Annotated in this window: 20 protein-coding genes; 16 read left to right on the forward strand and 4 right to left on the reverse strand. The window is 54.9% G+C overall.

Annotated elements, in window-relative coordinates:
• Positions 1-102: 102 nt before the first annotated feature.
• The 12 genes from nrdD to D5398_RS15890 all read left to right on the forward strand — a co-directional run bounded on the left by nrdD (position 103) and on the right by D5398_RS15890 (position 10702).
• Positions 103-2241 (forward strand): anaerobic ribonucleoside-triphosphate reductase, encoded by a 2139-nt coding sequence (gene nrdD, locus D5398_RS15835; protein ID WP_120508567.1) that lies wholly within the window; start codon positions 103-105, stop codon positions 2239-2241.
• 4 nt (positions 2242-2245) lie between these two features.
• Entirely contained in the window at positions 2246-2710 is a 465-nt protein-coding gene (gene nrdG / locus D5398_RS15840; protein WP_120508501.1) for an anaerobic ribonucleoside-triphosphate reductase-activating protein, read from the forward strand.
• 429 nt (positions 2711-3139) lie between these two features.
• Complete coding sequence (phnF, locus tag D5398_RS15845; protein ID WP_120508502.1) at positions 3140-3865, forward strand: phosphonate metabolism transcriptional regulator PhnF; 726 nt, start codon at positions 3140-3142, stop codon at positions 3863-3865.
• Positions 3866-4309 (forward strand): phosphonate C-P lyase system protein PhnG, encoded by a 444-nt coding sequence (gene phnG / locus D5398_RS15850; RefSeq protein ID WP_120508503.1) that lies wholly within the window; start codon positions 3866-3868, stop codon positions 4307-4309. It abuts the gene before it with no gap.
• A gap of 3 nt (positions 4310-4312) precedes the next feature.
• The gene (phnH, locus tag D5398_RS15855; protein WP_120508504.1) at positions 4313-4894 is read left to right on the forward strand and encodes a phosphonate C-P lyase system protein PhnH; all 582 of its coding nucleotides are present in this window, start codon (positions 4313-4315) and stop codon (positions 4892-4894) included.
• Positions 4894-5973, forward strand: coding sequence for a carbon-phosphorus lyase complex subunit (locus D5398_RS15860; RefSeq protein WP_120508505.1), 1080 nt, complete (start codon positions 4894-4896; stop codon positions 5971-5973). The genes phnH and D5398_RS15860 overlap by 1 nt, the downstream gene beginning before the upstream one ends.
• Positions 5966-6841 (forward strand): alpha-D-ribose 1-methylphosphonate 5-phosphate C-P-lyase PhnJ, encoded by an 876-nt coding sequence (locus D5398_RS15865; protein ID WP_120508506.1) that lies wholly within the window; start codon positions 5966-5968, stop codon positions 6839-6841. The genes D5398_RS15860 and D5398_RS15865 overlap by 8 nt, the downstream gene beginning before the upstream one ends.
• On the forward strand, positions 6841-7632 hold the full coding sequence (phnK, locus tag D5398_RS15870) for a phosphonate C-P lyase system protein PhnK (RefSeq protein ID WP_120133252.1): 792 nt from the start codon (positions 6841-6843) through the stop codon (positions 7630-7632). Before D5398_RS15865 ends, phnK begins: the two co-directional genes overlap by 1 nt.
• 27 nt (positions 7633-7659) lie before the next feature.
• A complete protein-coding gene (gene phnL / locus D5398_RS15875) occupies positions 7660-8367 on the forward strand; it encodes a phosphonate C-P lyase system protein PhnL (RefSeq protein WP_120508507.1) in 708 nt (235 codons plus the stop codon).
• On the forward strand, positions 8364-9500 hold the full coding sequence (phnM, locus tag D5398_RS15880) for an alpha-D-ribose 1-methylphosphonate 5-triphosphate diphosphatase (protein WP_120508508.1): 1137 nt from the start codon (positions 8364-8366) through the stop codon (positions 9498-9500). Before phnL ends, phnM begins: the two co-directional genes overlap by 4 nt.
• Before the next feature lie 33 nt (positions 9501-9533).
• Positions 9534-10109: a ribose 1,5-bisphosphokinase gene (gene phnN, locus D5398_RS15885; RefSeq protein WP_120508509.1), complete on the forward strand. Its 576-nt coding sequence runs from the start codon at positions 9534-9536 to the stop codon at positions 10107-10109.
• Positions 10110-10117: 8 nt separating this feature from the next.
• A complete protein-coding gene (locus D5398_RS15890) occupies positions 10118-10702 on the forward strand; it encodes an LbetaH domain-containing protein (protein ID WP_120508510.1) in 585 nt (194 codons plus the stop codon).
• A 99-nt stretch (positions 10703-10801) separates the two neighbouring features.
• On the opposite strand, the gene D5398_RS15895 is transcribed toward D5398_RS15890, so the two are convergent.
• Positions 10802-11443 carry a Rossmann-fold NAD(P)-binding domain-containing protein gene (locus tag D5398_RS15895; protein ID WP_120508568.1) on the reverse strand — a complete coding sequence of 214 codons (642 nt, stop codon included), beginning with the start codon at positions 11441-11443 and terminating at the stop codon, positions 10802-10804.
• A 242-nt stretch (positions 11444-11685) separates the two neighbouring features.
• Here D5398_RS15895 and D5398_RS15900 point away from each other — a divergent pair, with 242 nt between their 5' ends.
• Positions 11686-12204: a type 1 glutamine amidotransferase domain-containing protein gene (locus D5398_RS15900; protein ID WP_120508511.1), complete on the forward strand. Its 519-nt coding sequence runs from the start codon at positions 11686-11688 to the stop codon at positions 12202-12204.
• A 36-nt stretch (positions 12205-12240) separates the two neighbouring features.
• Here D5398_RS15900 and D5398_RS15905 read toward each other — a convergent pair whose 3' ends face one another.
• Positions 12241-12678 (reverse strand): YhbP family protein, encoded by a 438-nt coding sequence (locus tag D5398_RS15905; RefSeq protein WP_120508512.1) that lies wholly within the window; start codon positions 12676-12678, stop codon positions 12241-12243.
• Between the two features lie 114 nt (positions 12679-12792).
• Between D5398_RS15905 and D5398_RS15910 the strand changes: the two genes are divergently transcribed.
• On the forward strand, positions 12793-13095 hold the full coding sequence (locus D5398_RS15910) for a GIY-YIG nuclease family protein (protein ID WP_120508513.1): 303 nt from the start codon (positions 12793-12795) through the stop codon (positions 13093-13095).
• A gap of 59 nt (positions 13096-13154) precedes the next feature.
• Here D5398_RS15910 and D5398_RS15915 read toward each other — a convergent pair whose 3' ends face one another.
• Positions 13155-13658 carry a GNAT family N-acetyltransferase gene (locus D5398_RS15915; protein WP_120508514.1) on the reverse strand — a complete coding sequence of 168 codons (504 nt, stop codon included), beginning with the start codon at positions 13656-13658 and terminating at the stop codon, positions 13155-13157.
• Complete coding sequence (gene ubiT / locus D5398_RS15920) at positions 13652-14173, reverse strand: ubiquinone anaerobic biosynthesis accessory factor UbiT (protein ID WP_120508515.1); 522 nt, start codon at positions 14171-14173, stop codon at positions 13652-13654. Before ubiT ends, D5398_RS15915 begins: the two co-directional genes overlap by 7 nt.
• A 314-nt stretch (positions 14174-14487) precedes the next feature.
• On the opposite strand from ubiT, the gene ubiU reads away from it, so the two are divergent.
• Both ubiU and D5398_RS15930 read left to right on the forward strand, forming a co-directional pair.
• The gene (gene ubiU / locus D5398_RS15925; protein WP_120508516.1) at positions 14488-15483 is read left to right on the forward strand and encodes a ubiquinone anaerobic biosynthesis protein UbiU; all 996 of its coding nucleotides are present in this window, start codon (positions 14488-14490) and stop codon (positions 15481-15483) included.
• Between the two features lie 14 nt (positions 15484-15497).
• Positions 15498-16376, forward strand: coding sequence for a U32 family peptidase (locus D5398_RS15930; protein ID WP_120508517.1), 879 nt, complete (start codon positions 15498-15500; stop codon positions 16374-16376).
• The last annotated feature ends 15 nt before the right edge of the window (positions 16377-16391 follow it).

Raw genomic sequence — 16391 nt, forward strand, 5'->3', positions numbered from 1 at the left:
ACACAACCGGCCTGCAAGCCTTGTGGAGTGCGGGATCCGCCCAAAAGGAGTGTCATTGTGAAGGCAGAAAGACTGGAAACCGTTCCCGCAAAATCTACCCAAATGCAGCCCGTCGTGATCAAGCGGGATGGTTGTCAGGTCCCTTTCGATGAAGTTCTGATTAAACAAGCCGTGCAACGCGCTGCCGCTGCCGCCGGTATCGACAGCGTGGATTATTGCGCGCAGGTTGCCCGCGTGGTGGCTGAAAGTCTGCAAGATCAGGCTCGTGTTGATATCCATGACATTCAGGATGCGGTTGAAAATCAGCTGATGGCGGGTCCGCATAAAAAGCTGGCACGTGCCTATATCGAATACCGCCACGATCGCGATGTGAAACGCGAAATGCGCGGTCGCCTGAATCAGGAAATCCGCGGTCTGGTTGAGCAAAGCAATATGGCGCTGCTCAACGAAAATGCCAACAAAGACAGCAAAGTGATCCCGACGCAGCGTGATTTACTGGCAGGTATCGTCGCCAAGCATTACGCCAAACAGCATATTTTACCGCGTGACGTGGTGCTGGCGCATGAGCGCGGCGAAATCCATTATCATGACCTCGATTACTCTCCGTTTTTCCCGATGTTCAACTGTATGCTGATCGACCTTAAAGGCATGCTCAATCACGGTTTCAAAATGGGGAATGCGGAAATTGACACACCCAAGTCTATTTCCACCGCTACGGCTGTTACCGCACAGATTATCGCGCAGGTCGCCAGCCATATTTATGGCGGCACCACCATTAACCGTATTGATGAAGTGCTGGCACCGTTCGTCACCGCCAGTTTCAATAAACATCGCCAGACTGCCGAAGAGTGGCAGATTGCCGATGCTGAAGCGTTTGCCCACAACCGTACTGAGAAAGAGTGTTATGACGCGTTTCAGTCACTGGAATATGAAGTCAACACGCTGCATACCGCCAACGGCCAGACACCGTTTGTTACTTTTGGTTTTGGCCTCGGAACGTCTTGGGAATCACGCCTGATCCAGCAATCCATCCTGCGTAACCGCATTGCCGGTCTGGGTAAAAACCGCAAAACTGCCGTGTTCCCGAAACTGGTGTTTGCTATCCGCGATGGCCTGAATCACAAGGCTGGCGATGCCAACTACGACATCAAGCAACTGGCTCTGGAATGCGCCAGCAAGCGCATGTATCCGGACATTCTCAATTACGATCAGGTGGTGAAAGTCACCGGGTCTTTCAAAACGCCGATGGGCTGCCGCAGCTTCCTGGGCGTGTATGAAGAGAACGGCGAGATGATCCACGAAGGTCGCAATAATATCGGCGTGATCAGCCTGAACCTGCCGCGTATTGCGCTGGAAGCAAACCGCGACGAAGACGCATTCTGGAAGCTGCTCGACGAACGCCTGCTGCTGGCAAAGAAAGCGCTGATGACCCGCATCGCACGTCTGGAAGGCATCAAAGCCCGTGTGGCCCCCATCCTGTATATGGAAGGGGCGTGCGGTGTGCGCCTGAAAGCTGACGACGATATTTCCGGCATCTTCAAAAATGGCCGAGCATCGATTTCACTCGGTTACATCGGCGTGCATGAAACCATTAATGCGCTGTTCGGCGACCAGACCCACGTGTTCGACGCCAGCCAGCTTCGCGATAAAGCCGAGGCGATTGTCGCCCGTCTGAAAGCAGCAACTGAAAGCTGGAAAGACGAAACGGGTTACGGTTTTAGTCTGTACAGCACGCCGAGCGAAAACCTGTGCGACCGTTTCTGTCGTCTGGACAAAGCCGAGTTCGGTCTGGTGGCGGGTGTCACCGACAAAGGATATTACACCAACAGCTTCCATCTCGACGTCGAGAAGAAAGTAAACCCGTACGAAAAGCTCGACTTCGAAGCACCCTATCCGCCACTGAGCAACGGCGGTTTCATCTGCTATGGCGAATATCCGAACCTCCAGCACAACCTGAAAGCGCTGGAAGATGTGTGGGATTACAGTTACACCCGCGTGCCTTATTACGGCACCAACACGCCAATCGACGAGTGTTACGACTGCGGCTATACCGGTGAATTCGAGTGTACCAGCAAAGGTTTCACCTGCCCGAAATGCGGCAATCACGAGCCTTCCCGCGTGTCAGTCACCCGCCGCGTATGCGGTTATCTCGGCAGTCCGGATGCCCGTCCGTTTAACGCCGGTAAGCAGGAAGAAGTGAAGCGCCGGATCAAACATCTGGGTAACGGTCAGCTGGGATAATTCTGTGAATTTCCATCAGTATTACCCGATAGATGTGGTCAACGGGCCGGGAACGCGCTGTGTGCTGTTCGTTTCCGGCTGCGTCCACGAATGCCGCGGGTGCTATAACAAAAGCACCTGGCGGCTGGATTCCGGCAAACCGTTTACGCAGGAAGACGAAAACCGCATTATCGCCGATCTGCAAAACACCGTGATCCCGCGTCAGGGCTTAACGCTTTCCGGTGGCGACCCGCTGCATCCGCAGAATCTTTCCGCCGTGCGCCAGCTGTTGCTGCGCGTGCAGGCGGAATGTCCGGGCAAAGATGTCTGGATGTGGACCGGTTATACACTGGATGAACTGAGCGCGGAACAGCAGGAAGTGACTGCATTAATCAACGTGCTGGTCGACGGGAAATTCGTGCAGGAACTGAAAGACCCTGCACTTATCTGGCGCGGCAGCGGTAATCAGGTGATTCATTATTTGCGATAGACTCCATTCAGAGGGGAAATCATTCCCCTCACCTCTCTCAGATTCCATTCAATAAAAAATCAAACGCATTTTCACTTCATAGATTTCGCCATCGGGCTGCCTGACCTGATCGCCAATTTCCTGAGGCGGGATCCCGCCGGGAATATGTGTCATCAGCACATAATGTTTGTGCTGAACTTTAAGTAACAGGCACTTTTTTTAGGCGGAGAGATCGTCATCCTCACCAGGATTGCGTAAATCACCCCGGTTAATTCCTGCGAGACGTCTTCCAACTCTTCATTTTCCTGCAACCAGACCTTCACCCAATTGTCATTTAGCACGCCCAAGATGATGCCAACGCCACACTGAGGTTTGCATCATGACCCTTTCAGACCGCTTTAAAATTTCACCTGCCACTGCCCGTTTATCCCGTGCGAGGTATTCATTGTGATGAACTTATCTAGACATCCGACCAGTCATACCACGGTGTATCAGCAAATCGCTGCCGAACTGGAACAGGAACTGCGTAGCGGTTATCGCTGCGGCGACTATCTGCCGCCGGAACAACAGCTTGCTGAACGTTTTCAGGTAAATCGCCATACGCTGCGCCGTGCGGTGGATGAACTGGTAGATCGCGGCTGGCTGCAACGTCGTCAGGGGATTGGCACGCTGGTGCTGATGCGCCCTTACGATTATCCGCTGCACTCACAGGCGCGGTTCAGCCAGAACTTGCTGGATCAGGGCAGTCACCCGACCAGCGAGCGTTTGCTGGCAGTATTGCGTCCGGCGACCGATCACGTTGCGGCGGCGCTGTCGCGTCAGGAAGGTGACACGGTGATCCACCTGCGCACATTGCGGCGCGTTAACGGCGTGCCGGTCTGTGTGATTGACCACTATTTGCCCGATCTCGACTGGTGGCCTGCGCTGCAAAACTTCCACAACGGCTCGCTGCACGATTTTATCCGCGAAGAAATTAAGCAAAAGCTCAGCCGCCGCACGACCCGCATCAATGCCCGCCGAGCGCTGGCAAAAGAGAGCAAGTTACTCGAAATCGTTCCGCAGGCACCGCTGCTGTGTGTCCGCACCCTGAATATTTGTGAAGGCAGCGATACGGTGGCGGAATATTCCGTCAGCCTGACGCGCGCCGACATGATCGAACTCACCATGGAGCACTGAATGGATCACCTGCAAACCCGCCAGCGCTGGATGTCGGTACTGGCTCACAGCCGTCCCGATGAACTGCTCGCCCACTGGCAACCGCTGAATTTATCTCCGCAGTTTGAGCGCATCCGTGCTGCCGAAACCGGTCTGACCCAGCTTCAGGGACGGATGGGCGGCACCGGAAAACGCTTTGTGATGGGTGATATGACTGTCACCCGCGCCGTCATTCAGTTAGATGGCGGTGTTTACGGCTACAGCTACGCCAGCGGACGCAATAAACCTCACGCCGAACTTTGTGCAGTCATCGATGCCTTGCTGCAAATGCAGGGCATGAATGAGCTGCTGCATAAACGCGTGATCGCGCCGCTGGCCGCACTGCAACAGGAACGCCGTCAGCAACGCGCCCGTGAAGTGGCTTCCAGCCGCGTCGATTTCTTTACCCTGGTTCGCGGAGAATAATTCATGTCACTTGTTGCCAGTTTTCAAAATCCGGTTGCTGACGCGCAGTACAGTTTCCGTCGTATTCTCAAAGCGTTAAGCGAACCCGGCGTCAGCGTGCAGTTGCCTGCCATGCCAGGCTTCGGCGCTTTAGACTCCGCCAGTGCCTGCGTGCTGCTGACCCTTATCGATCAGGACACCCCGCTGTGGCTGAGCGCTTCACTTAACGATGAAATCCTGCGTAAGAATCTGCGCTTTCATACCGGTGCGGTGCTGACCGATGACCCCTCCGCCGTAAGCTTTGCGCTGGCCGATCCGGCACTGGACAGCGCAACCCTGCTGGCGTTTCCGTGCGGTGATGAAATGTCCCCGGAACTGGCCACCAGTGTGATTGTTCAGCTGGAAAACCTGACCGGCGGTACGCCGCTGCGTCTGCGCGGTCCCGGCATTGAGAGCAGCCGCATGATTTCCCCGCAGCTGCCTGATTGTGTCCGTGATTATCTGATTAACCGCCCTCACCGTTTCCCGCTGGGTCTGGACTTTATGTTCACCTGCGGCGAAGAGCTGATTGCCGTACCGCGCACCACGCGCGTGGAGGTGTGCTGATGTACGTCGCCGTTAAAGGGGGTGAGAAGGCGATTGCCGCTGCCCATCAGCTGCTGGCGCATGAACGCCGCGGCAATACCGATGTGAATGAACTTGCTTGCGAACAGATTGAACAACAACTGGGTCTGGCCGTTGACCGCGTGATGAGTGAAGGCGGAATTTACGACCGCGAGCTGGCCGCGCTGGCAATCAAGCAATCCGGCGGTGACCTGGTTGAAGCGATTTTCCTGCTGCGGGCATACCGCACCACGCTGCCGCGTCTGGCACTCAGCGAACCGCTGAACACTCAGGCGATGCGCCTCGAACGCCGCATTTCCGCCATTTATAAAGACTTGCCGGGCGGACAAGTGCTCGGCCCGACGTACGATTACACCCACCGTCTGCTGGATTTCGCGCTGCTGGCTGAAGGCGAAGCGCCGTTCACGCCGATTGCCGATGAACCGCAGCCGGAAAATTGCGGTCATGTATTTGATTTACTGACCCATCAGCAGCTGGCAGTTCGTGAAGAAGATGATGGTACCGAGCCGGAAGATATCACCCGCACGCCGCCGGTGTTTCCGGCTTCCCGCGCGGCACGCCTGCAACAACTGGTGCGCGGTGACGAAGGTTTTTTGCTGTCGCTGAGTTATTCCACACAGCGCGGTTACGGGCGTAACCACCCGTTCGCCGGTGAAATTCGTACCGGCTGGCTGACTGTTGAAATCGTACCGGAAGAACTGGGTTTTGCGATTGATATTGGTGAAATCCTGCTGACCGAATGCGAAATGGTGAACGGTTTTGTCGACCCGGAAGATAAGCCGCCGCACTTTACCCGGGGCTACGGGCTGGTATTTGGTCGCGCCGAACGCAAGGCGATGTCGATGTCACTGGTCGATCGCGCGCTGCAAACCCGCGAATACAACGAGCAGATCAGCAGTCCGGCGCAGGATGAAGAATTCGTCCTGTCGCATGCCGATAACGTTGAAGCCGCCGGTTTTGTCTCGCATCTCAAACTGCCCCACTACGTCGATTTCCAGGCCGAACTGGAGTTGCTTAAACGCCTGCGCGCCGCGAAAGAACAGGATCATACCCATGAATAATAATGCCGCCCAAACCCTGTCGGGCTACAACCACGGTTATCTCGACGAGCAAACGAAACGCATGATCCGCCGCGGGATCCTCAAAGCCGTAGCGATCCCTGGTTATCAGGTTCCTTTCGCTGGCCGGGAAATGCCGATGCCTTATGGGTGGGGCACTGGCGGGATCCAGCTGACTGCCAGCGTGATCGGCGAAAAAGATGTGCTGAAAGTGATCGACCAGGGCGCTGATGACACGACCAATGCCGTGTCGATCCGCAAATTCTTCCAGAGCGTCGCGGGGGTAAAAACCACCGAGAAAACCATTGAAGCCAGTCTGATCCAGACACGTCACCGCATTCCCGAAACACCGTTGCAGGAAGATCAGATCCTTATTTTTCAGGTGCCGATCCCGGAACCACTGCGCTTTATCGAACCGCGTGAAACCGAAACCCGCAAAATGCACGCGCTGGAAGAGTACGGCGTGATGCAGGTGAAACTTTACGAGGACATCGCGCGCTTCGGCCATATCGCCACCACTTACGCCTATCCGGTAAAAGTGAATGACCGCTACGTGATGGATCCGTCGCCAATCCCGAAATTTGATAACCCGAAAATGAACATGATGCCTGCATTGCAACTGTTCGGTGCCGGACGCGAAAAACGTATTTACGCCCTGCCGCCGTTCACCAAAGTCGAAAGTCTGGATTTTGACGATCACCCGTTCACCGTCCAGCAATGGGATGAGCCCTGCGCTATTTGCGGCTCACACCACAGCTATCTCGACGAAGTGGTGCTCGACGATCAGGGCAACCGCATGTTCGTGTGCTCCGACACCGATTTTTGTGCTCAGCAGGTTGAGCAACAGGCTTCCAACGAGGTTAACCGCTGATGACCACTCCTTTAAATCTCGCCGCCGAACCGCTGCTGTCGGTGAATAACCTGACCCATCTTTATGCGCCGGGCAAAGGCTTCAGCGATGTGTCATTCAACCTGTATCCGGGTGAAGTGCTGGGCATCGTCGGGGAATCCGGCTCGGGTAAAACCACGCTGTTACAGTCAATTTCAGCCCGTCTCGCCCCGCAGGAAGGTCAGGTCATCTACAACAATGGCCAGTCACCGGCGCAGTCGCTGTATGACATGGCAGAAAGTGACCGTCGTCGCCTGCTGCGCACCGACTGGGGCGTGGTCCATCAGCATCCGATGGACGGCCTGCGCCGTCAGGTTTCTGCGGGCGGCAATATTGGCGAGCGCCTGATGGCTGTGGGCGAAAGGCATTACGGCGATATCCGTCAGAAAGCCAGTCAGTGGCTGGAAGATGTCGAAATCCCGGTTTCGCGCATCGATGACCTGCCTACGACGTTTTCCGGTGGTATGCAGCAGCGTCTGCAAATCGCCCGCAATCTGGTGACACATCCGCGCCTGGTGTTTATGGATGAACCGACCGGCGGCCTCGACGTCTCGGTTCAGGCACGTCTACTGGATCTGCTGCGCACACTGGTGGTGGAAATGCAGCTGGCGGTGGTGATTGTCACCCATGATCTGGGCGTCGCCCGCCTGCTTGCGCACCGTCTGCTGGTGATGAAACAGGGTCATGTAGTGGAGAGTGGTTTAACCGACCGCGTGCTCGACGATCCGCATCATCCTTATACGCAGCTGCTCGTTTCTTCCGTGCTTTCCTAACCTAATTTCAGAGAAAGAGTGACCAAAATGACGACGAAGCTCAGGGTCGAAAATCTCAGTAAAACTTTTGTTTTGCATAACCAGAACAGCGCCAGATTGCCGGTTTTCAGTCATGCCAGCCTGACGGTGGATGCCGGGGAATGCGTGGTGCTGCACGGCCATTCCGGCAGCGGGAAATCCACCTTGCTGCGCTCTTTGTATGGCAACTATCTGCCTGACAGCGGCAAAATTTGGGTCGAACATCAGGGCCAGCAGATTGATATGGTCAGCGCCGAAGCGCGTGACATTCTGGCCGTTCGCCGCCATACGGTCGGCTGGGTCAGCCAGTTTCTGCGCGTTATTCCGCGCATCAGTGCGCTGAATCTGGTGATGCAACCGCTGCTGGAACTGGGTGTTGATAAAGCTCAAAGCGAAGCCCGCGCCAGCGCCTTGCTGCGCCATCTTAATGTGCCGGAACGTCTGTGGCATCTTGCGCCATCGACGTTTTCCGGTGGCGAACAGCAGCGCGTGAATATCGCGCGCGGTTTCGTGGTCGATTATCCGGTGCTGTTGCTCGATGAACCGACCGCCTCTCTAGACAGCACCAACCGTGCCGCCGTCGTCACGCTGATTGAGCAAGCCAAGGCGCGCGGTGCGGCGGTGGTCGGGATTTTTCATGATGAAGATGTGCGCGAACGCGTTGCCGACAGGTTGTATGAAATGAGTCCGGAAACGGCTCCGGAGATGTCCGTATGATCATAAATAACGTCAGACTGGTGCTCGATGATCAGGTGGTTGAAGGGTCGCTTGAGATGCAAAACGGCGTGATCAGCGCCTTTGCTGATAGCCGCAGTCAGCTGCCGCAGGCGCTGGATGCGCAGGGCGGCTGGCTGCTGCCGGGATTTATCGAACTGCACACGGATAATCTGGATAAGTTTTTCACGCCACGGCCAAAAGTTGACTGGCCTGCGCACTCCGCCATGAGCAGCCACGATGCGCTGATGGTCGCCAGCGGGATCACTACCGTGCTGGACGCCGTCGCGGTCGGTGACGTGCGCGACGGCGGCCATCGTCTGGATAATTTGCAAAAGATGATCGACGCGATTGTGAACAGTCAGAACGCCGGACTAAACCGCGCCGAACACCGTCTGCATCTGCGCTGCGAACTGCCGCACGAGACCACGCTGCCGCTGTTTGAGAAGCTGATGGATACATCAGTATTGTCACTGGTTTCGCTGATGGACCATTCACCGGGTCAGCGCCAGTTCGCCACGCCGCAGAAATATCGTGAGTATTATCAGGGCAAATACCATATGAACGATGAGCAGATGGACGATTTTCAGGAAGAACAAATCGCCCTCTCCCGTCGCTGGGCGCAGCCAAACCGTGAGGCGATTGCCGCACATTGCCGCGAGCGCAATATTTCGCTGGCCAGCCATGACGATGCTACGGCAGCACACGTCGAAGAATCACTGGCGCTCGGCAGCGTGATCGCCGAATTCCCGACAACCGAAGAAGCCGCTCGCGCCTCGCATCACAGCGGTTTGCAGGTACTGATGGGCGCGCCGAATATCGTGCGCGGCGGTTCGCATTCCGGGAACGTGGCGGCGCACCATTTGGCCTCACTCGGCCTGCTGGACATTTTGTCCTCTGACTATTATCCGGCCAGCCTGCTCGATGCGGTGTTCCGTATTGCCAATGATGAGGGCAATGCGTTCAGCCTGGCACAGGCGGTGAAACTGGTAACGCGTAATCCGGCTAACGCACTGGGCCTGAAAGATCGCGGGGAGATCGCCGAAGGCAAACGCGCGGATCTGGTTCTGGCGCGCGCGCATGGCGATCACTACTTTGTGCAAAACGTCTGGCGTCAGGGCATTCAGGTGTTCTGAGGGGATGAGCGTCTTGCTCAGTAAGGAGAAGAAATGAGTCGTTTACTCTATCTGATGGGCGCTTCGGGTTCTGGCAAAGACAGTCTTCTGGACGCGCTGCGCCAGCATTTGCCCGCCGATGTCGCCGTCGCGCATCGTTATATTACGCGCCCTGCGGATGCCGGTTCCGAAAACCATATTGCGCTGAGTGAAGCCGAATTTATTCAGCGTCGCCAGCACGGTTTATTCGCAATGGACTGGCACGCTCACCAGTGCCGGTACGCCGTGGGTATTGAGATAGACACCTGGATGCAGCTCGGTTGTCACGCGGTGGTGAACGGCTCGCGTGCGCATCTGGAAAAAGCCCGGCAGCGTTATGGTCAGCGACTGGTACCGGTCTGTTTACAGGTTTCAGAAACGGTGCTGACTGAGCGACTGATGCGTCGCGGACGTGAAGATACAGCGCAAATAGCCTGCCGTCTTCAACGCGCCAGAGAGTATGAAAGTGCGTTGCCCGCAGCCTGTCACCGGCTGAACAATGACGGTGCTTTGCACGAGACGTTACAGCATCTGCTGGCCATTCTTGCATTGCCTGTCAGTGCGTTTATTTATCCCGTCACTTCATCATGAGCGATTTTATGACAAACATCATTCACCCGTTTTCGCTGGCTGACGAGCAGGATTATTCACGGCCAAAAATCGGTCAGCAGGTCGAGCTGAATCAGTCAACGCTGGGTCAGTACGTGCATATTGCGGACAACGCGATCATCGAAGAATCGCAGATCGGTGATTACTCTTATACCGCCGGAAATAATCAGATCTTCTACGCCACGATCGGGAAATTTGTTTCGATCGCGACTTACGTGCGGATCAATCCCGGCAACCATCCGACTTATCAGCGCGTGGCTCAGCACCATTTCACCTACCGCAGTTCTGTCTACGGTTTAGGGGAAGACGATCAGGTATTTTTCGACTGGCGGCGTGAGCATCATGTCACGGTCGGCAACGGCGCAGTGATCGGCACTTCCGCCGTGGTAACGAAAGACGTTGAGCCTTATTCGATCGTTGCCGGCGTGGCGGCGAAAAAGATCGGCATGCGCTTTGATGACACTATGATCGGGCGGATCGAAGCCAGCCGCTGGTGGGACTGGGATCATGAGACGCTGAAGAAAAGGATGCCGGACTTCAGGGATCTGCGCGTTTTTGCAGAAAAATATCTGTAAAGATCAGGTCTGCGTCAGGAGGGAGAGCTGAGGGGACGAAAATTCGCGTTTTTTGCCTGATACCTTATCACAAGGATCCGGTTCAGCGGATCACGCGAATTAAAGATCTTCGATACTGGCGGCAATCTCATTGGATTCCAGCACCGTGATGCCGCCTAATCCGGCATTAAATGCCTGCTCCTGCAACGCTTTAGCCACCAAATCCGAATCAATCGCTTTCCATTTCCCCGGCAGCATTTTAAACAACGGCGCACTGAGTTGTTCCAGCAGACGCGGCGGATGACGCTTCCCGACCAGCAATGAAGGACGGACTAATGTCAGCAACGGCCATCCCTGTTGCATCAGCGCCAGTTCCATTTCGCCCTTGGTCCGGTTATAGAGTAAACGCGAACGCGCGTCGGCTCCGTTAGCACTGACGGCCAGACAATGACGTGCGCCGAGTTCGCGTGCCGCCTTCGCACAATCCACCACCAGGTCGTAATCCACCGCCCTGAAGGCCTGCGCGCTGCCTGCCTGTTTTCGCGTGGTGCCCAGACAGCAAAACAGTAAATCTATTGGCTCATCGAGTGCGACCACCAGTGACGTAAGATTGTCGCCCAGGGGGTTAAACAACTTATTCCCGGGCAGCAGCGGACGGCGGCTCGGTGCCACGATACGGCTGACACGCGGATCGAGTTGCAACAGGCGTAAGAGTTCACGCCCGATCAGGCCACTTCCTCCCAGCAGAAGAACTTTTGCCATATCACTTCCTTTTAAAAAACGGCTTTCGCACAGCGGCTCTGAAACATGGGTTTCTGAAAACATGGCTTTCTGAAACCTAAGTCATGAACAGATATTTGAAGTGTTACCTGAATGTAAATATCACGCTATAAGACAGTTCCTGTTACCTCAGCAGACTCGGACAAATCCAGTTTGATCCACCAGCCCGTGGCTTCTAGGCTTAAGAATGTATGACGAACGACACATTCTCAGCAGGAGGAACCATGAGCAAGAAGATAGCGGTACTCATCACTGATGAATTTGAGGATTCCGAATTCACCTCACCTGCAGAGGCCTATAAAAAGGCCGGTCATCAGGTCATTACTATTGAAAACAAAGCCGGTAACGTCATCAAAGGCAAACAAGGTAAGGCGAAGGTCACCATCGATAAATCTATTGATGATGTGAAGGTTGCCGACTTTGATGCCCTGCTTTTACCGGGCGGACATTCGCCGGACACCCTGCGCGGTGACGACCGGTTTGTCGAGTTCACGCGGGCTTTCGCCAAAAGCGGCAAACCGATTTTCGCCATATGCCACGGCCCGCAGTTACTGATTAATGCTGATGTCGTGCGTGGCCGGAAACTCACGACGGTCAAACCGGTGGTTGTGGATGTTAAAAATGCCGGGGCTGAGTTTTTTGACAAAGAGGTCGTGGTTGACCAGAACACTCTGGTCACAAGCCGGACGCCGGATGATTTGCCTGCCTTTAATCGCGAATCCCTGAAAATCCTGGCGGCGTAAACCCTGTGCCCCTTCTGCGCAAGGGGCCACTTCTTTTCAGACTTCCCTGTCCCACAGCAGTTTCTTGCCAAATCCCAGCGCGTTATCGGTCATTTTAATGTGACTGAGTTTCAGCGCCCAGACCGGCGCTTTCATGGCGATGGCGACCGGAAAATGTTTGCAGTACAGATGCCGCGCATGGGCCTCTTCCTCACCGCCAAGAACGGTGGCTTCGCCGCGATACTGAATGCCTTTGATCAGCGCAATGGTTTTCGGATGCGGAGCAATCGTACCGACAATGTGGGGTGATTTAGCCATCAGCGTACCGTGCAGGGTTTTCATTTCGGTCATGAAATACAGCGTCATGCTTTGCGCATCGGTGACATAAAAACAGTTAGCGCTCCACATTTCGCCCTCTGCAACAGCACACAGCGCCAGCACATGGTGTTTATTCAGAAACTTCAGAATATGTTTCAGATCATCGGGGTTATTCATCACATGCGCCTTATTTTCGTTTGTCCCAGTTTACCGCCCCATGTCGATGTTTTGCCTCACTCTATTGTGCCTTTCAGGTAAACTGACACAAAATATTCCTGACACCCAGAGCTTATGTCCGCCACATCCCACTGGTTTTTATACATGCTGCGAACCCCGACCGGGATGCTTTATACCGGCATCACGACCGACGTGGTGCGACGTCTCGGGCAGCATCAGACCGGAAAAGGAGCGAAATCGCTGCGGGGAAAAGGCGAGCTGACGCTGGCCTTTCACTGTCCGGCAGGCGACCGCTCGCTGGCATCAAAGCTGGAAATTAAAGTCAAAAAGCTGAGTAAAGTGCAGAAAGAGTTGCTGGTTCGCAGCGCACCACAATGTCTGGAAAGTTATCTGGATTTAACAGTCAGCGGGAAATGAAAAAGGCCGGGAACCGGCCTTTGTTGTATCTGAAGAAGATGAGCTGTCGCTGAGTAAAATCAGAAACGATTAAATGCCGACGGGAAAACGACTTCTCCGCTGGCATCGTTTAGTGCTTCATCGGATAAGGTGAAAAGCTGGAATGCGGCCTCACAGTTCGGCCAGCGGCAATGCAGGTCATGAGCGGCTGCGGGTTTGAAGCCGAAACGGCTGTAGTAGGCCGGGTCGCCTAATACCACAACAGCGGCATAGCTGAATTCATTCAGGGAATCTAACCCTTCATAAACCAGTTTTTGACCTATCCCCTGACAGCGCAGCGATTCTTCCACTGCCAGCGGTGCCAGCCCGACCCAGTTGCGGTCTTCGCCCTGAATATCGACAGGACAAAACGCGACGTAACCCACCACACCACCTTCATCATCGGTGGCGACAACACCCAGCGTCAGCAGGCCGTCTTCGCGCAGTTCCTGCACCAGATCGGCTTCTGCACCTGTCGGGAATGAGGCGCGTAACAAGCGGTCAATGCCCGCGGCATCTACCGGAATTTCAGTACGAATTAACATGGTTCAGCTACCGGAGCTTGCGGCTCACGGTCCTCTTGCAGACCCGCTTCGACAAAATCGGCCAGGCGCAGCAGGCCATTTTTTAGCAGGAGCGGCATAGTATCGAGATCGATAGAATCCATCAGATTCTTCACATACAAGCCCAGTTCGGTATCACCTTCAATACGCAGACGGCGCTGGAAGAATAACGTGTCGGGATCTTCTTTGCGGGCAGCGATCAGGATCAGGTCATTAGCATTTCCGCTGAAGCTGACATCGGCTTCCCCGCTCCCGGCGATCACCAGTTTGCCCTCTTCCACCGACATCAGCCAGGTCAGGTTGAGATCGCTGACGTCAATTTTCAACCAGCGGCCTTCAAGGAAATCCAGCTCTCCGTCGGCCAGCGCCTGACGAAACTGCCAGCTCAGTACCTGTTGCAAAACCTGCCGTTGCAACGCAAAAGGCGTGAATTTCAAAGGCACACTTAACAGGGATGGTCCCTGACGGACCATACGTGCACGTAGTTTTTGCAACACTGGCACTACTCCTTTCGGTAACTTTTCGGCAAGTTTTAAGGCAGTTATAACGCCTATTTTGACACATTGCCGGGAACGTTCAGCGGTCTACATCAATAAATACTGCAACAGAAAAACATCACGTACAACCTCCCCGAGGGTTGTATGCCCTCCAACGCCGCAGAAACTGCCTCAAATCAAAATATTGCATCCATAGCTTCTCTAAAATAGTTCGCCAATCAAAGCCCTGACTGATGAATGAATGACGTCGGCAACTGGCTTTTCATCACCCACCAACCTCAGCTCTGGCTGGCCGGTTGCAGTAAGGAACGAGAATGGAGCTACTTTGCCCGGCAGGGAATTTACCTGCGTTGAAAGCGGCGATCGATAATGGCGCCGACGCGGTGTATATCGGCCTGAAAGATGACACCAATGCGCGCCATTTCGCCGGTCTGAATTTCACGGATAAAAAATTGCAGGAGGCGGCGGATTACGTCCACCGTCACCGCCGTAAATTGCATATTGCCATCAATACCTTTGCGCATCCTGACGGCTATCCGCGCTGGGAACGCGCGGTAGATATGGCCGCACAGCTCGGCGCAGATGCGCTGATCCTGGCCGATATCGCCATGCTCGATTACGCTGCGAACAAATATCCTCACGTTGAGCGGCATGTGTCGGTGCAGGCCTCGGCCACCAACGACGAAGCGATCCGTTTTTATAAACGTAACTTTGATGTTGCCCGCGTTGTTTTGCCGCGCGTGCTTTCAATGCATCAGGTGCGCCAGCTTTCCCGTACAACGGTCGTCCCGCTGGAAGTGTTTGCCTTTGGCAGTCTGTGCATCATGGCCGAAGGCCGCTGTTATCTTTCTTCCTATCTGACCGGTGAATCTCCGAATACCGTCGGTGCCTGCTCACCGGCGCGTTTTGTCCGCTGGCAGCAAACGGCTCAGGGTATGGAATCGCGTCTGAATGATGTGCTGATTGACCGTTATGACGAAGGCGAAAACGCCGGTTATCCGACGTTATGCAAAGGCCGTTATCTGGTGGATGGCGCGAAATATCATGCGCTGGAAGAACCGACCAGTCTGAATACGCTGGAGTTATTGCCGGAATTATTCGCAGCCAATATTGCCTCGGTAAAAATCGAAGGACGTCAGCGCAGCCCGGCATATGTCAGTCAGGTGGCTCGCGTATGGCGTGCGGCAATCGACCGCTGCATAGCGGATCCGCAAAACTTCAAAACCGACGACGCGTGGATGAAAACGCTGGGTTCCATGTCTGAAGGTACCCAAACCACGCTTGGTGCCTATCACCGCAAGTGGCAGTAATCGAAGAGACGATGATGAAATATTCTTTAGGGGCCATCCTTTACTACTGGCCGAAAGCGCAGGTTGAAGATTTTTATCAGGCCGCTGCGACCAGCAGTGCGGATATCATTTATCTCGGTGAAAACGTCTGTACCAAGCGCCGGGAGATGAAAGTGAATGACTGGATGGAGGTCGCGCGTCAGCTGGCGGCATCCGGAAAGCAGGTGGTGATCTCCACGCTGGCGTTGTTGCAGGCACCGTCTGAACTCAACGAACTCAAACGCTATGTGGAGAACGGCGAGTTTCTGCTGGAAGCCAACGATTTTGGTGCCGTGAACATGGCGGCAGAACGCAATCTGCCGTTTGTCGTCGGTCACGCGCTGAACTGCTATAACGCCGTTACGCTAAAACTTTTGCAGAAACAAGGCATGGTGCGCTGGTGTATGCCGGTCGAGCTTTCCCGCGACTGGCTGGTGAATCTCCTGAACCAGTGCGATGAGCTGGGTATCCGCGATAAATTTGAAGTCGAAGTGCTGTCTTACGGACACTTACCGCTGGCCTATTCCGCACGCTGCTTCACGGCACGTTCTGAAAACCGCGCGAAAGACGAATGCGAAACCTGCTGCATCAGTTATCCGCAGGGCCGCAAAATGTTGTCGCAGGAAAATCAGCAGGTGTTCGTCCTCAACGGCATTCAGACGCAGAGTGGCTACTGCTATAACCTCGGCAATGAGTTGGTGTCGATGCAGGGATTAGTGGATATCGTGCGTCTGTCGCCGGAAGCGAAAGGTACCCTCGCCACGCTGGAAGCGTTTCGCAATAATGAACGCGGTTTGCAGCCACTGACGCTTACCGATAAAGCCGACTGTAACGGCTACTGGCAGCGCGTCGCCGGGCTTGAACTGCGCCCCTGACTGAGCGTGTCGCAG

Source organism: Rahnella bruchi (genome assembly GCF_003614975.1).
Taxonomy (GTDB): domain Bacteria; phylum Pseudomonadota; class Gammaproteobacteria; order Enterobacterales; family Enterobacteriaceae; genus Rahnella; species Rahnella bruchi.

Bases quoted from the DNA above. Each gene is read 5' to 3' on its own strand.
- D5398_RS15860 (WP_120508505.1), top strand. From the start codon at position 4,894: ATGTACGTCGCCGTTAAAGGGGGTGAGAAGGCGATTGCCGCTGCCCAT.
- D5398_RS15905 (WP_120508512.1), bottom strand. From the start codon at position 12,678: ATGAATAACCCCGATGATCTGAAACATATTCTGAAGTTTCTGAATAAA.
- phnG (WP_120508503.1), top strand. From the start codon at position 3,866: ATGGATCACCTGCAAACCCGCCAGCGCTGGATGTCGGTACTGGCTCAC.
- phnL (WP_120508507.1), top strand. From the start codon at position 7,660: ATGACGACGAAGCTCAGGGTCGAAAATCTCAGTAAAACTTTTGTTTTG.
- ubiU (WP_120508516.1), top strand. From the start codon at position 14,488: ATGGAGCTACTTTGCCCGGCAGGGAATTTACCTGCGTTGAAAGCGGCG.
- D5398_RS15930 (WP_120508517.1), top strand. From the start codon at position 15,498: ATGAAATATTCTTTAGGGGCCATCCTTTACTACTGGCCGAAAGCGCAG.
- phnH (WP_120508504.1), top strand. From the start codon at position 4,313: ATGTCACTTGTTGCCAGTTTTCAAAATCCGGTTGCTGACGCGCAGTAC.
- D5398_RS15895 (WP_120508568.1), bottom strand. From the start codon at position 11,443: ATGGCAAAAGTTCTTCTGCTGGGAGGAAGTGGCCTGATCGGGCGTGAA.
- D5398_RS15915 (WP_120508514.1), bottom strand. From the start codon at position 13,658: ATGTTAATTCGTACTGAAATTCCGGTAGATGCCGCGGGCATTGACCGC.
- phnF (WP_120508502.1), top strand. From the start codon at position 3,140: ATGAACTTATCTAGACATCCGACCAGTCATACCACGGTGTATCAGCAA.
- phnM (WP_120508508.1), top strand. From the start codon at position 8,364: ATGATCATAAATAACGTCAGACTGGTGCTCGATGATCAGGTGGTTGAA.
- phnN (WP_120508509.1), top strand. From the start codon at position 9,534: ATGAGTCGTTTACTCTATCTGATGGGCGCTTCGGGTTCTGGCAAAGAC.
- phnK (WP_120133252.1), top strand. From the start codon at position 6,841: ATGACCACTCCTTTAAATCTCGCCGCCGAACCGCTGCTGTCGGTGAAT.
- D5398_RS15900 (WP_120508511.1), top strand. From the start codon at position 11,686: ATGAGCAAGAAGATAGCGGTACTCATCACTGATGAATTTGAGGATTCC.
- nrdD (WP_120508567.1), top strand. From the start codon at position 103: ATGCAGCCCGTCGTGATCAAGCGGGATGGTTGTCAGGTCCCTTTCGAT.
- D5398_RS15865 (WP_120508506.1), top strand. From the start codon at position 5,966: ATGAATAATAATGCCGCCCAAACCCTGTCGGGCTACAACCACGGTTAT.
- D5398_RS15890 (WP_120508510.1), top strand. From the start codon at position 10,118: ATGACAAACATCATTCACCCGTTTTCGCTGGCTGACGAGCAGGATTAT.
- D5398_RS15910 (WP_120508513.1), top strand. From the start codon at position 12,793: ATGTCCGCCACATCCCACTGGTTTTTATACATGCTGCGAACCCCGACC.